Annotated in this window: 14 protein-coding genes; 9 read left to right on the top strand and 5 right to left on the bottom strand. The window is 48.9% G+C overall.

The features are described from left to right. Positions 1–103: 103 nt before the first annotated feature. The 3 genes from AC4BAN_RS06590 to AC4BAN_RS06580 all read right to left on the bottom strand — a co-directional run bounded on the left by AC4BAN_RS06590 (position 104) and on the right by AC4BAN_RS06580 (position 5,922). A complete protein-coding gene (locus AC4BAN_RS06590; protein ID WP_490563592.1) occupies positions 104–1,291 on the bottom strand; it encodes a baeRF3 domain-containing protein in 1,188 nt (395 codons plus the stop codon). A 223-nt stretch (positions 1,292–1,514) separates the two neighbouring features. After that, positions 1,515–2,894 (bottom strand): DNA repair protein RadA, encoded by a 1,380-nt coding sequence (gene radA / locus AC4BAN_RS06585; RefSeq protein WP_490563591.1) that lies wholly within the window; start codon positions 2,892–2,894, stop codon positions 1,515–1,517. A 106-nt stretch (positions 2,895–3,000) separates the two neighbouring features. Beyond that, complete coding sequence (locus AC4BAN_RS06580) at positions 3,001–5,922, bottom strand: CHASE domain-containing protein (RefSeq protein WP_490563590.1); 2,922 nt, start codon at positions 5,920–5,922, stop codon at positions 3,001–3,003. 241 nt (positions 5,923–6,163) lie between these two features. Between AC4BAN_RS06580 and AC4BAN_RS06575 the strand changes: the two genes are divergently transcribed. The 9 genes from AC4BAN_RS06575 (at position 6,164) to AC4BAN_RS06535 (ending at position 13,323) form a co-directional block, all read left to right on the top strand. Then, a complete protein-coding gene (locus AC4BAN_RS06575; protein WP_490563589.1) occupies positions 6,164–6,646 on the top strand; it encodes an Mpo1 family 2-hydroxy fatty acid dioxygenase in 483 nt (160 codons plus the stop codon). Positions 6,647–6,670: 24 nt separating this feature from the next. Next, positions 6,671–7,387 (top strand): hypothetical protein, encoded by a 717-nt coding sequence (locus AC4BAN_RS06570; RefSeq protein WP_490563588.1) that lies wholly within the window; start codon positions 6,671–6,673, stop codon positions 7,385–7,387. A gap of 120 nt (positions 7,388–7,507) precedes the next feature. Further along, positions 7,508–8,902, top strand: coding sequence for a class II fumarate hydratase (gene fumC, locus AC4BAN_RS06565; protein ID WP_490563587.1), 1,395 nt, complete (start codon positions 7,508–7,510; stop codon positions 8,900–8,902). Positions 8,903–9,128: 226 nt separating this feature from the next. Continuing rightward, positions 9,129–9,827, top strand: a complete 699-nt coding sequence (locus AC4BAN_RS06560; RefSeq protein WP_490563586.1) for a hypothetical protein — start codon at positions 9,129–9,131, stop codon at positions 9,825–9,827. Between the two features lie 751 nt (positions 9,828–10,578). Beyond that, positions 10,579–11,019, top strand: coding sequence for a hypothetical protein (locus tag AC4BAN_RS06555; protein WP_490563585.1), 441 nt, complete (start codon positions 10,579–10,581; stop codon positions 11,017–11,019). A gap of 88 nt (positions 11,020–11,107) precedes the next feature. Next, positions 11,108–11,395 carry a DUF6958 family protein gene (locus tag AC4BAN_RS06550; protein ID WP_490563584.1) on the top strand — a complete coding sequence of 96 codons (288 nt, stop codon included), beginning with the start codon at positions 11,108–11,110 and terminating at the stop codon, positions 11,393–11,395. A 113-nt stretch (positions 11,396–11,508) separates the two neighbouring features. Further along, complete coding sequence (gene rlmF, locus AC4BAN_RS06545) at positions 11,509–12,474, top strand: 23S rRNA (adenine(1618)-N(6))-methyltransferase RlmF (protein ID WP_490563583.1); 966 nt, start codon at positions 11,509–11,511, stop codon at positions 12,472–12,474. Between the two features lie 86 nt (positions 12,475–12,560). Continuing rightward, positions 12,561–12,959 (top strand): methionine-R-sulfoxide reductase, encoded by a 399-nt coding sequence (locus AC4BAN_RS06540; protein ID WP_490563582.1) that lies wholly within the window; start codon positions 12,561–12,563, stop codon positions 12,957–12,959. Between the two features lie 52 nt (positions 12,960–13,011). Then, the gene (locus tag AC4BAN_RS06535) at positions 13,012–13,323 is read left to right on the top strand and encodes a peptide-methionine (R)-S-oxide reductase (RefSeq protein WP_490563581.1); all 312 of its coding nucleotides are present in this window, start codon (positions 13,012–13,014) and stop codon (positions 13,321–13,323) included. A gap of 44 nt (positions 13,324–13,367) precedes the next feature. Here the strand turns inward: AC4BAN_RS06535 and AC4BAN_RS06530 are convergent, their stop codons facing one another. Further along, positions 13,368–13,964 (bottom strand): hypothetical protein, encoded by a 597-nt coding sequence (locus tag AC4BAN_RS06530; protein ID WP_490563580.1) that lies wholly within the window; start codon positions 13,962–13,964, stop codon positions 13,368–13,370. A gap of 34 nt (positions 13,965–13,998) precedes the next feature. Beyond that, entirely contained in the window at positions 13,999–14,730 is a 732-nt protein-coding gene (locus AC4BAN_RS06525; RefSeq protein WP_490563579.1) for a hypothetical protein, read from the bottom strand. Between the last annotated feature and the right edge of the window lie 33 nt (positions 14,731–14,763).

Genomic DNA, 14,763 nt, shown 5'->3' with positions numbered 1-14,763 from the left:
AGCGAAAAGCAATAAGTGCTTCCTGCCTAAAAAAAGGGCAGCCCGCAAAGGCTGCCCCACTAAGTTATGCTATCTGGCGTTAAAGGCCAAATCTCGGTCTTTATTAGTATCTGAAGAGCGCTTTCACGTTGGCCCGGTTATCACCTGCCTCCTTCATCCCATCGTAGCTGCTCACGTATACCTTTCCGCCCTGCGCCAGCGTTTTGGTGGCCGCCAGGTTTATCAGGTCGTGGTCGCCGCGCTGGTAGTTGTCGTGTATCTCGGCGGTGGCGCTTTTAGCGTCGTAGCTGCCCCATACCGGTTCGCTGGGCGATATAAAAAGCGTGTCGATGCGGCCATGCACGGCTTCTGCGGCCACAGTGGCGATATCCTCAGAGGTAACGCCTGTGCCTGCCACGTTCTGGTAACGGTTAAGCGAATCGGTGTGGCTTTGCTGCATCAAAGGCTTCATTACGGCAAGTGCCTTCTCGTGCAGGCTGTTCATGTTAGCCACGTCAGTGTTCTCGTTGATGTTCACGTTCTCGGCCACTATGTTTTTATACTTGCTGATGTTGCGGTAAATGCCGCAGTAATGGTCTACGCCTGCCAGCACAAGCGGCTCCGACTCGTTGTGCAGAATTTTCTGGAGGCTGTTGTCTATCTCCAGCATAAACTCACGCACGCGCTCATGCTCTTCATCGCCTTTGGTGGAGCCCGGGCCGTGCACAATGTTGGTGCCGTTCACGGTTGTGGTGGAGTTGGTGAAGTCTTGGTCATTTCCCTTCACATCAAACTTTAGCGCCTTGTTCATGGTTTCAGGCACAAAAGAGCTCACGTCAATCGGCCTGATCCTTTCGATGGTAGCCTCAAAGAAGCCGATCTTCTCGCGGTAGAGGCTAAGTATAAAGAAGCGGCCGTTCTGGCTCAGGATAGGTAGCAGCGGTGTGAAGTAAAAGTGATCCAGCACGTAAACCACATCAGGCATCTCTACGGGCACAGTATAATGCGTGGAAAAACCTTTGGTAATGAACACTGCCAGGCCCTCTGCCTGGTGGCGCCAGAAGTTGGTGTCGTTTAACAGCGCCTCTGCAGGCTTCATATATTCCTCAATCTCCGAATCCGGCACATCATGCCTGGACAGCAGGGCTTTTGTTTCTTTAATTTTGTTTTTAAATAAGATATGATCCTGGCCGTTCAAGGTTTCCTTGCCAGCGCGGTGTGTAGGGATGTAAATGGAAATGCATAGCGCATTGTTTGAGTTGGTCTGCACGTTAAGCAGTTTCTCAATGTCATTTTTGTTGATCAATGCCATAGTTTGTTATTATTTAGTTTGCTTGTCTGAAAACAGTTTATTCTTTCTCGCTCAAAGTAACAGAGAGGTAGAGATAAAGTACGCGTCTATAGTATGAACGGTTATTGAGGTGCAAAAGATAGGCTTTTACCTCAATGGCCCTAACAAAAGAAGCAGCCTGGCGCTTTTCGGGTGCCAGGCTGCTTCTGCCGTTCTTGCGCTGATCGCTTATGTTTTCAGAGTGCTACCCAAAAAGGCTGCTGAACACGTCTTCCAGGCGGCCAAAGGGATGCACATTTATCGAGAACTTACTCAGGTCAAGGCCCTTTTTGTTATACTTCGAGATGTAGATATCCTTAAAGCCCAGCTTTTCTGCCTCCGTGATGCGGTTCTCTACACGGTTTACGGCCCGTATCTCCCCACCCAGGCCTACCTCTGCCGCAAAGCAGGCGGTACTCGGAATGGCCATATCCTCGAAAGAGGACAGGATGGAGGCGCACACCGCCAGGTCCAGGGCAGGGTCTTCCACTTTTAAGCCGCCGGCAATATTCAGGAACACGTCCTGCGCGCCCAGCCTATAGCCCCCGCGCTTCTCCAGCACAGCCAGCAGCATGTTCAGGCGCTTGGCATCGAAACCGGTGCTGGCCCGCTGCGGCGTACCGTAGGTAGCGGGGCTAACCAAGCTCTGCACCTCAATTAGCAAAGGGCGATTGCCTTCCAGCGTTGCGCCAATGGCTATCCCGCTAAAGGCATCCTCACGTTGCGAGATCAGTATCTCGGAAGGGTTGCTCACCTCGCGCAGGCCGGTGCCCAGCATCTCGTAAATGCCCAATTCCGAAGTAGACCCAAAGCGGTTTTTGGTGGTGCGCAGAATGCGGTAAGTCATGTGCCGGTCTCCCTCAAAGGTAAGCACCGTGTCTACCATATGCTCTAGTATCTTGGGCCCGGCCAGGTTGCCTTCTTTGGTGATGTGGCCGATCAGGAACACTGGCGTGCCGCTCTCTTTGGCAAACTTCAGGAGTTCGGCAGTACACTCCCGTACCTGGCTCACGCTGCCGGCGCCAGCCTCAATAAAAGAGGAGTGGAGCGTCTGGATCGAGTCGATGACCAGTACCTGCGGCCGTAGCTGCTCTATTTGCTTAAAGATGTTCTGGGTGCCGGTTTCAGTCAGGATAAAACAGTCGGAGGTTTGGGTCACCAGGCGTTCGGCGCGCATTTTTATCTGCTGCTCGCTCTCCTCGCCACTTACGTAGAGTATGCGCATACCCGCCAGGCTAAGCGCTATCTGCAGCATCAGCGTAGATTTACCGATGCCGGGCTCGCCGCCGATTAACACCATGGACCCCGGCACGATGCCGCCGCCCAGCACCCGGTTCAACTCCTGATCCGTGGTAATGATGCGCTGCTGTTCCTGAAAGCTGATGTCGGCTATCGGTTTGGGTTTATTGGATACCTGCGCTGAGCTGCTGCCCACTTTCCAGGCAGTGGTAGGGGTTAGCTCTTCGCGTTGCACCACTTCCTCTACGTAGGTGTTCCACTCCCCACAGGCGGGGCACTTGCCTATCCATTTCGCTGATTGGGCGCCACAGTTCTGGCAAAAGTATGATGTTTTTATCTTGGCCATTCAGGTCTGTTTGCTTCTGATTAAAGATACATTCCGATTGCGCTGCCCTTACCTGGCACCGCCGCGGGGCGCCGCTCTAAAATCGGCTTACTGCAGACTGGCAGGCTTAAACCACTTCCGCTACCGGTTCCTGCTGAAAGTATACTTTAAAAGTAGTACCTTCCCCAAGCGTGCTCTCCACCTCAATGCGCCCGCCGTTGTTTTCGATGATGCGCTTTACAATGTACAGCCCTATACCGGTGCCCTCCACATGGCTATGCAGGCGCTTGAACATGGTAAAAAGTTTGTGCTGCTGCTCTTTTTTAATACCCAGGCCATTGTCCTTTACTTCCAGCACCACCCTATCGTTTTCCTGATAAGTTTTGATGCTTACCAGTGGATTGCGTTTCTTTGATTTATACTTGATGGCATTGGAAACCAGGTTGTAGAGGATGCTGCGCAGGTTTTTGCGCGCGTACATCATGCTGCTCACCTGCAGGTCGGTTACAATAGTAGCCCCCGACTCATCGAGCATACCCTGCACATCACTGGTGATATCCTGCAGGATGTCTTCGAAGTAGAGTGGCTCTACCTGCAGCTGAAGTTCTTTCTGCACCTTTGTTATCTCGGCGAGGTCTGCAATGGTGCCTTTTAATTTATTCACTGAATTCTGCAGCATGTCCAGCACCTGGATATCCTCGGCATTTAACTTTTCTTGCAGGATATCGCGCAGCAGTGCCACAAGCCCTTCCATGTTAGCGATCGGGGATTTCAGGTCGTGCGAGGCGGTGTACACAAAATTGTCGAGATCGTTGTTGATGCGCTGCAACTCATTGTTCTTGTCATGCAGCTCATCGTTCTTATTAAGCAGCTCTTTGCGGGCATTTACCAGTTCAGTTACCTCCACGGCAAACACCAGCACGGCTTCTGCCTGGCCCACGCTATCCAGCAGCGGTTGATACACCAGGTTAAAGTAGCCGTGCACCAGTTCCCCGCTTTTCTTACGCTCTATTACGGCAGGCACCTCCTTGCCAACGTAAGCCTTGCTGGTTTTAAACACCTGCTCTATCTTGGCATAAAAGCCGCTCCTTTCCAGTTCGGTATGCGCCTCCAGCATGGTTTGGCCAACCAGCGGGCGGTTGCCATACATTTTCCGATACTCAGGGTTTGCCAAAACATACTGGAAATCCGGTGCGCGCACCAGGCCTACCAGGGCCGGCACCTCCAGGAAAAGTTTTTGCAGTAGCTCGGCATTCTGCTGTATTTTACGCTCTGCCTCTTTAATTTCTGTAATATCGATAACGGAGCCGATATAGCCCAGAAACTCCTGGGCGATGCCAAAGCGCGGCGTTCCGGTGTTTACCACCCAGCGCATTTCGCCATCGTGGCGCCTCATCCTGGTCTCCACCCGGAATGACGCGGTATCGTCGGTGGACTGCTGGTAGACTTCCAGAAAGTTCTGTAGTTCCGCAGGCTCAAGCACCTGGCGCCAACCTTCTGTTATACTTTCTTCGAAGGTATGGCCCGTAAAATTTTCCCACTGCTTGTTTACAAACACGCACTGCCCCCAAACATCCGTGATCCAGATCATAACAGGCGCGTTGTCTGCCATGTTCCGGAAACGCGCCTCACTCTCAAGTATAGCCTGTTGGGTGCGCTTCTCTTCTGTTATGTCACGCACCTCTATTATAGTATAGGCTGGCCTGCCGCTTTCCATAATCGGACGGGCGGCGCAGGTTACATTAAAGAAGGTACCGTCTTTCCGAATGAATACATCTTCGTGAGCGCGCATCTCATTGTTTGTCGGTAGTGCCCTATCAATAGGGCATTCCTCCAGCGGATAAGGTGTGCCATCCGGATGATGATGGTGCACCATGTCATGAAGCGGTTTTCTGGAGATTTCCTCAAATGTATAGCCTGTCATCTCCTCGGCAGCTGGGTTCATAAAAGTACAATAACCCCGTGCATCCATAATAAAAAGGGCTGCCGTTGCATTGTCGGTAATAGTTTGTTTTAGCCTGTTGGAACGTCTTATGTTGGATAAGGTCCAGATAATAAAAAACATCAGCAGGCTGATGATCAAGCCGCCCATCAGGATAAAATAGGGCAGCTCCGTGTCGGCTGATCTCCCAAATTCCGGTTTAGCTGAGATAAACAGGCGCCAGGTATGGTTTCCGATGCTAATAGTCCCCACCTTGCTAAAGCGCCTGTCTGTCTTGGTATGAAAGTACAGGGAGGAGCCGGAGCTGAAGAGCAACGATTCCCGGTCCATGGCGGTGCCATCGTATACCTCCACGTCAATATCCCCGAAACTATCGCCTAGCACCGAGTTCATCAGATCACTTGCCCTAAAAGGGCTGTAAACAAACCCTTTGATCAGCTTCTGCCGCTCCTGAATAGACAAAGGGTCGGCATTATACTTGTAAACGGGCAGGTAGATCAGAAAACCTGCCTGCTCGTTTTGCCCGGTTTCCTGTACCAGCCGCACCTTACCCGACAACGCCGGCTGTTTGGTGTCGCGGGCAATACGCATGGCAGACTGCCGCGTGGGCTCACTGTACATATCAAAACCGAAAGCCCTGAGATTTCGGTCTGTAAAAGGCTCGAGGTAGATAATTGAGGTATAAGCTGGCCTTGCCCCTTCAGGGTACACTTTATAAGATTTGTAACCCTCCCGCCGTATCTTTTGCTCATGCTGCCCCAACTCATTAGCCCGAATGTAGTGCGCATAGCCAAAGCCCTGAATACCAGGGTAGTTCTCCTCCAGGTGCAGCGTTTTGTAGTACTCGTGCCAATCTTTTCGTTTTACCGTATCGGAAGCTACAAAAAGGGCCTTGGCTCCAACCAAGATCTGCACATAATCGTGCATACGCTTTTCGATGGCCTCGGTAGCCTGGCTGGCCCTTAGCTCAAACAGCTTTTCGCTGCGCTCCTCTGCTTTTTTCTTCGTTTCGGTGTAAATAAAGATTGTTAGCAGAAAAATAAGCAGGAAGGAAAATATTGCGATGAAGTAATCTTTTATAAAAAAGGCAAGCCTGGCAAGCTTCATAAATTTGGGATTATCAAATCAGACTTTAAAAGAATAAGTACCCCCGTGATAGTCTGAACCTGTGCTTTGTTATAGTCAAATATACAAAAAAAGATAACATCATATTAGTTCAAAATCTATTCATTGGCCCACGGCTCCTTCAAGCTTTACTAAATCAGCCAATTATTTTGCTTACCATTCCTAAAGATTGTACTTTCCTTAAGCATACACCCCTATAGTATTTATAAATAGCCTGCCTTTTATGAAAAAAATACAGCATTGGTTCGAGGAGTATGGTGCAAGCCACCGGAACCAGACAAATAAACTCATCCATTGGGTATGCGTGCCTTTGATCTTCTTCAGTATCATTGGGCTGCTGGCCAGTATTCCCAGCGCTGCTTTAAAGGCTGTTTTTCCGGCCCAGGTACAGCCTTTCATCCATTTCGGAACGGTGGTGTTGTTGCTGGGGCTGCTGTTTTACCTCCGCTTGTCTTTCCCTATTTTCATGGGCATGCTGCTGGTCAGTGCTTTTATGCTCTGGGCCGTGTTTCTGGTGAACACCCAGGCGCCTGCCCCCCTGTGGCTTGTTAGTCTGGCGGTTTTCGTGCTGGCCTGGATAGGGCAATTTTACGGGCACCGGATTGAAGGCAAAAAGCCGTCTTTCCTGAAGGACATACAGTTTCTGCTCATCGGGCCTGCCTGGCTGCTGGGCTTTATTTATCGGAAATTAGGTATCCCGTATTAACTTTGTGGGATAAACACTTGCCCTATGCTCGAGATTATCAAAATTCTACTTCTAGCCTTTTTTGCTGTTGCCGTGCTTTTGCCTGTGGTGCGTTACATGCTTCGCACGCTTTCGCCGGCGCGGGGCCTTACGCCACTCTCAGCAGACGAGGCAAAGTATATGCAGCGGCAGGAGGTAAAACTAACCGTTCTATACTTTTTCTTTGCCTGTGTGCTGGCCGTACTCAGTGCCGGGGTACTGGCCATGGCATCTAGTATCATGCATGCTTCCCGGGAGCACCTGTTTGTGCTAACGCCTAATTTCAGGGCTCTTTTTGCGCCGGGCCTGTTGCTGGGCCTCACCCTGGCTACCGTTCCGCTCCGGCTGGCACAAAGCACGCTGCTCAGCCACGACCTCGAACTTTATCAGAACTACAAGCAACACGTAGAGGGCCACAGGTCCGCCCAAAAGTATAATTACCTGTTTGCCGGCATGCTGGTGCTGGCCGGTATTTTATCGTGGTATGCCATGCGCTGGCACGTGGCCATCGACTCAGAGAAACTGGAGCTAACCAACCTGCTGAAACAGGAGCGCACGTACCGGATGCAGGACATTCAGTCCATACATTACCTGGGCACGGAGGGGGAGTACCTGGTATCCTTTAACGACCAGACCAGTTTTAATACAGCCTACCTGAAACCGGTGCCCCTCGAAATGATCGCCTTGCTGGCGGAGCGCTCCGGCAAGCGCGTAATCCGATAACCAATTTTACCCCGCCAACCTTGCGCGCCTGCTGTAGTAAAACCAAAGGCTAGCATCCCGAAAGAATAATTTTGTAATTTTACCTCAGAAACTGATCTTTTAATCCAAACATAAAACTATATGCAAGTTCGCGTAGAGAAAGATACCATGGGGCCTGTAGAGGTGCCTGCAGACAAATACTGGGGCGCCCAGACACAGCGCTCAAAAGAGAACTTTACGATTGGTGGCCAGCGTATGCCGCAGGAGGTAATCGAGGCCTTTGCCATCCTTAAGAAATCTGCGGCACAAGCCAATGCTGAGTTGGGTGTGCTGTCGCAGGATAAAGCGGATATCATCTCTAAAGTATGCGACGAGATACTGGAAGGCAAACTGAACGACCAGTTCCCGCTGGTTGTATGGCAGACAGGTTCGGGCACGCAGTCTAACATGAACGTGAACGAAGTGGTGGCCAACCGTGCGCACGTACTGCTGGGCGGCGACCTGATGGACGAGAAGAAGCAGATCCACCCGAACGACGACGTGAACAAATCGCAGTCATCGAACGACACCTTCCCGACGGCCATGCACATTGCCGCTTACAAGAAAGTGGTAGAGCATACCTTGCCATTGGTAAAGAAACTGCACGATACCCTGCAGGCGAAGTCGGAGGAGTTTATGGATGTGGTGAAAATTGGCCGAACGCACCTGATGGATGCTACGCCGCTTACGCTTGGCCAGGAGCTTTCCGGTTACGTGAAGCAGCTGGAGTATGGCATGAAAGCGCTGGAGAACACACTGGATCACCTGAAAGACCTTGCGCTAGGTGGTTCAGCAGTTGGTACAGGCCTTAACACGCCTGCTGGATACGATGTGCTGGTAGCTAAAAAGATCTCTCAGTATGCTGGTCATGAGTTCCGCACGGCTCCTAATAAGTTTGAGGCGCTTGCCGCACACGATGCCATGGTAGAAACGTCTGGTGCTTTAAAGCAGCTGGCGGTTAGCTTGATGAAGATTGCCAATGATATTCGATTGCTGGCTTCCGGACCGCGTTCGGGCATCTCTGAGATCATGATCCCGGAAAACGAGCCGGGTTCATCTATCATGCCAGGCAAGGTGAACCCAACCCAGGCAGAGGCCATGACCATGGTGTGCGCCCAGGTAGTTGGCAACGATGTAGCGATCTCGGTAGGAGGCATGAACGGCCATTTCGAGCTGAACGTGTTTAAGCCGGTAATGATCTACAACCTGCTGATGAGCGCACAACTGATCGGGGACGCCTGCGACTCATTCGACAAGCATTGCGCGGTAGGTATTGAGCCAAACAGAGAGCGCATCAAGCACAACCTGGAGAACTCACTGATGCTGGTTACGGCCCTTAACCCGCACATTGGCTACGACAACGCCGCCAAAATCGCGAAGAAAGCGCACAAAGAAGGCACCACGCTTCGGCAGGCAGCCATCGAACTTGGCCTACTCACCAACGAGCAGTACGACGAGTGGGTGAAGCCGGAGGATATGATCGGTAGCTTGAAATAAAGGTTAGATTAAACTTGTAGAGACGCAATACTTTGCGTTTGTAAGATAAAGGCATAGCAGCTCCGGATGGGGCTGCTATTTTTGTTTGAATTAGTTATATTTTGTAAACAATATATAGTACATTCGTTAGCCCGATTCCGTTTAGCCACCGGATTTGAGTGTAAAGCAGGAGTTTATTCCTGCTATACACGAGTTATCTTTAATCTTTAAGCAAAATAGCTGTCACATGAATAAACTAATAATATTGCTTTTACTACTGTCATGCTCTTGTACAAAGGATAAAACCACAAACAACACCATGGTTCCTTCTTCAGAAACGGGTATGGGAAGCATTTATTCTGATCAGTTTGCAGGCCATTTAATAGATAAAGAGAGTGGGGAGAACCAGGAAATACAGTCTGTTTACAGTAGTATTACCAAAGGCATACGACCAGACATGCCTAAAGACTCGCTTAAAAAAGTATTACAAACTATTCATTACTGGGATCAAGTATATCGTGATAGCCTGATGGATGGTAATGCGTGGATTTCCGACAAAATTAAATTTAAGAAATACAGCAAGGAAATGTCCCGTTGGGATAAAATGAATCAGAGAGTTGTGGTTCATTTATTAAACAATCTTGGGGGTTGGCCCGACACAAAGGATATGGGTAATGAAGCGTCAATGGCTATTTGGCTAGTAATACACCACAATTTTAACACTACAGAATTTTCCCAGCAAATTCTACCTTATCTTGATAAAGCGTATTATTCAGATTCTGTAATTAATAAAAACATGTACGTGGATTTATTTGACAGAGTAAACTATAAAGTGAATGGCTATTCTAAATATGGCACTTACGGTTTCCATAAAGACCATCATCCAGATTCAGTCAGGAACAGAATAAACCTTGAAAGAACAGTAATGGGATTGGAAAAATTATAAGCAATTTGAAATAGTTAAAGCTGCATGTTGAAAAAAGATTAAAAGATAACCACACCCATAAGCCAGCTACGCCGCCTTATGGCCAAGTACGTTGTACGTAATTGCGAATTTACGAATTTAAAAGTGGCGCCCCGCTAGTGCGAGCTTGTAGCTCTTATTTACCTTTCCATCATAAAAGTAAAGGCACGAGCTGCAAGCCTTTTCTTGTCCTATAACTTTTCTGGAATGAGGCCATTATGAACTGAAATAACGGTACATGTCGCAAGTTTAGCGGTAGCGCAACTTGTGACTGCACATGAGGCCAGTTTGTAAAGGCGGAGGTATAAAAATGGGTTGCGCCAGTTGCAAACTGGCTCCAAAATCAACCACCTTTACCGCTGCGCTCAAACTGGCGGTATAAATGAGCTATAAAATTGCTTCTCAGAAAAGTTATGGGACAGGATAAGGCAGCAAGCTCGCGCCAGCAAGAGAGTTGGTTATATTTATACTTTAAACTATTTACGATTCCGCAAGTATAGCTTCAGCGCAACCTGAGGTTATACTTTGGAGGCAGTTTGTAATTGGCGTTTCCTGCAACCATACTTTCACACTCTAAAAACTTGCAGCCATTATTATATTACTACCAGCTGCCTCCTCGCTCAGATTTGCGGGATAATAGATTCCACGGCTTCGCCTTACTTTATGCTTAAAGTAAGCTAATCATGTCATTCACGCCTAAATGCTGTCAATCAGATACAAAGATCAGAGCTTTATGATAAAACATACGATTACTTTAACTCTTCTCTTTTTACTCAGCGCAATTTTTACGCAGTGTAGCACAAGTCGAGCAACACTGCTAAAAAAACAATATAAGCAGATATACATTGATCAGTTTAAGTTGATTTATTTCCGGCAGATACTCGCTAAGAGTTATAATAATTCCCAAGCTATCCAAGAAATCATTCACACTGACCATAGCGGATTTACAGAGCCGATTTTGACCAACGGGGATTATGCGCTCATCGACAGCTTAACTTCAGCCGACAATGAGAAAATAAAAGCTGACTCGACCCAGGGCAATCAAAGAGCAGAAGGAGCTGAGGGGAAAAGACCATTGGAATTTATTCTCAACAGACTTGAAAGCAAATGGCTAGATAGCATTGCCAGAAAAAGATTAAAGATAGCCGGAATACCTGATAGTTGGACTAAATAAAGTATCCTGCTAACACCTTCTTCCATCCCGAAAGTTGTGCATCCGCTATACTATCAGAACATATTTTTTATAGACAAGCCCAGTAACCATGACAACCAAAATGCAACTTCAGCACCCTGCCGGCAAAAAAGCGGTACGTATGGAAACGGGCAAGTATGAAACCCTGAAGCAAGCTGTTTTGAGTTTCCTGAAAGAAAGAGGCGAAGCTACGCACACTGAAATATCAGAAGCCGTGACCCAGAAGCTTAGTAAGCACAATACGCCGTTCAAGGGATCTGTTGCCTGGCATATGGAGTGGGTTAAACTGGATCTGGAAGCAAGAAAGGAGATTGAACGCGTGCAAGGCCAGTCGCCTGTACAGTATAAGCTGGCATAACCGCTTTGGCATACGTAAAGCTGCTTGCGCCATTATTATAAACATTTGAAAAAACGGAATCCGGATAGCTTTTGGCTTTACTAAAGGCATATTCGTACCTTGCCTTTAGCGCTATGGCACCTCAAAAGAAATTACTCCCAACAAAGAAAGCGGGTTTGCACCCCAGAAACTGGCATCGTGAACGCTACGATTTCACGCAGCTTGTTAACAGCTGTCCGGAACTGGGGCCGTTTGTTACGCTAAATGCCTATAACGATGCGGCTGTAAACTTCTTCGATCCTAAAGCGGTGAGGATGCTGAACAAGGCTTTGCTAATGCACTTCTACGGCATTACCTACTGGGACATCCCTCAAAATTACTTAACTCCACCCATTCCCGGCAGAGCAGACTATATACATCACGTAGCAGATTTACTAGCGACCTCAAACAAAGGCAGGGTACCAGCTGGGAGCAAAATAAAATGCCTGGATATTGGCACCGGGGCCAGTTGCATTTACCCCATCATCGGGCACAAAACGTATGGCTGGGCTTTTGTCGGGTCAGACATTGACCCTGTCTCCGTTAAATCGGCCAGTAAGATAGTTGAATCCAACCCTGCTTTGAAGGGGAATGTGGAACTACGGCTGCAGCAAGAGCCCAGGCATATCTTTCACGGCATCATCAGGGAAGACGAATACTTTGACCTAATCATATGCAACCCGCCCTTCCATAGCTCATTGGCAGAAGCCCAGGCAGGAACCATGCGCAAACTGAAAAACCTGCAACAAAAGAAACCTGCCAAGCTTACCCTGAACTTTGGTGGCCAGAAGGCCGAGCTGTGGTGCGCAGGAGGGGAGGCCCGGTTTGTAGAGAGCATGGTAAAAGAAAGCAAGCAATTCGCTACATCCTGTTTCTGGTTCACAACCCTGATCTCGAAAGCTGACAACCTGAAAAGTGTTCGCTATGCTATAGAAAAAGCAGGTGCTACAGATGTAAGAACCATTGAAATGAGCCAGGGAAACAAAGTGAGCCGCCTTGTCGCCTGGACTTTTCTGGATGCGGGGCAGCAGACAAAATGGAGAAATGCGAAATGGGTTTAGAAAGTATGAATTGCTAAAACACTTACATGCTTTCCCATGTTCTTTAATCCACACGTATAAAAAGACCAACGTAAAAACCACATCCTATGAAAATAGCAAAAGATCCATCAGAATATAACACGCTTACCCCCGAGGAAGCCCGCATTATTGTAAACAAAGGCACAGAATACCCGGGTACAGGCGAATATGAGCATAACAAAGCCGAGGGTGTATACTTGTGCAAGCGCTGCAACAACCCACTTTATACTTCAGAGTACAAGTTTGAGTCGCATTGTGGCTGGCCCAGCTTTGACGATGAGATAACCGGCGCGGTAAAACGCATACCAGATGCTGACGGAAGACGTACCGAAATCGTTTGCGCCAACTGCGGTGCGCACCTGGGGCATGTATTTGAGGGGGAATACCTGACTGAAAAAAACGTGCGCCACTGTGTAAACTCGCTCTCTATGAAGTTTGTGCCGGTGGATGAACTGGAAAAGCAATAGAAGTAAAAGCAACAGCCTGTTTGCAGTCGGCTGATATTTAAAGCGCCAACACATGGTCCGGAACCAGAAGGTAGATCTTAAAACGCGGCAGGATGAGCCGGGCATTTATACTTGCTCATCCTGTGGCGAAAGGTTGTTTGAATCCAGTAAAAAGTTCGATGTGGGTTCGGGGTTTCCCAGCTTTTGGGCGCAGATAGGGGAGAACGTGGCGCTAAAGCCGCTAAACACCTATGGCAGGCAGCGCACTCAGTTGCTTTGCCAACAGTGCAGCCAACATTTGGGTCACCTTTTCGACGATGCCCGTACGCCCACAAAGGTGCGCTACTGCGTTAATAACGCCGCCATAAAGTATAAACCTACCTAAAAAGGCCATTGCCTTTTTAAAATTGCTGGAAAATTTAAAATTACCTATTGGTAAGGCAGCGTGTTGACAACAACCACAATTACAGCCAATAAAGCACCCACACCAATGCCTGTGCCTGCCAGTACCTTTCCTGTTTTCTTTTTGCGGGCCTGGTCTTCGTATCCTTTCACGTAGGCCGGGTCTGACAGATAGCTCACATTCGATACGGGATTGTTGTGGGCTTTTGGCCTGGTGAACCCAATAGCAGCCGTGCCTGCCAGACCATAAGGGATAAGGAGTCCGCAGGCGGCTGAGCCCCACATGGCTCCGTTGCCTTTGTAGTACCGAAGGGCATCTTCACGTCCCAGCGCATACATTTCATCGGGGTTGGGGGCGGCAGTAGCCCCGCTCTGGGCAACCGGCAGGTTTTCAGCAAACACTTCCTTTGTGCCATTGGCATAGCGCACCATAAATACATCTGCTTTCGCAATACGGTGCAGCATGCCCTGTGCAGAGTCGGGGTGCTGGTACACGATGTTCTGAAGCGTGATCTCGGTAACGCGGGCGGCAAGTTCCTCTCCGTTTACTTTCACAATCACATCCTGGGCAAAGGCCTGCTGCACTACCAGCGCCAGCAGGGCCAGCATAAAATACTTTTTCATGGGCAAAGCATGTTTGGTTTTGTAAAACAAGTAACTAGTATTTGCGGGCATTAAACCCAAAAAGCACACTAAAACGCCCTCCGTCTTTGGAAGGGGCAAAGGCTATGTTCACCGGGAAATTTACCCCCTGGCTCTGGAAGTTAGTACCTGCCGCCAGCACAATGCCGGCCCCGCTCAACGATACGTTCGGCCCAACGCCAAACTCCAGCCCCTTGGCGCCTCTTATACCGATCAGGGCACTCAGGCTGGGCAAGAACTTACCCTGCTCCAGGCCTCCTACCAAAGGCACAAACTCAAATAAACCCGACACGCCGTTGTCCAGCGTAAATACCCTGGTTTCGAATTGCCAGCCAAACTGGGTCATAAAATTGTTGATGTCGGTATCAAACTCGTCCCTGATGTTGTCGGTGTACCGCTGGCTAAGGATGGTGAACCCTATGCGGGGACCAGCCAGTTTCAGGCTTTCCTGCTCGTAATATCCTTGCCTGCCTGGGTTCCTTAGCACTGGCTGTGTAGCAGCAGGCCTTGCCACTTCGTTGAATATTTCCTTGGTGCCGTTTTCATACTTTATCATAAACACCTCGGCTTTGGCCACAGAAATTACCGGCCCCTCCAGGTTATCAAAGCGCTTGTACCTAATAGCGTCCAAGCCTATTTCCTGGACCTTAACTTGTAGCTCGTCGCCATTGCGTTTCACTAACAGGTCCTGCGCCTGGCATAAAAGGCAGCTAAGCAGGGCAATGCACATCAGCGTGATCTTTTTCATTGTTTTGAGGATTAATTAAAGTATTTAACGATA

Source organism: Pontibacter sp. GD13 (assembly GCF_058216355.1).
The sequence above is the reverse complement of the archived record's forward strand: the minus strand, read 5'-3'. Positions and strand labels throughout refer to the sequence as shown.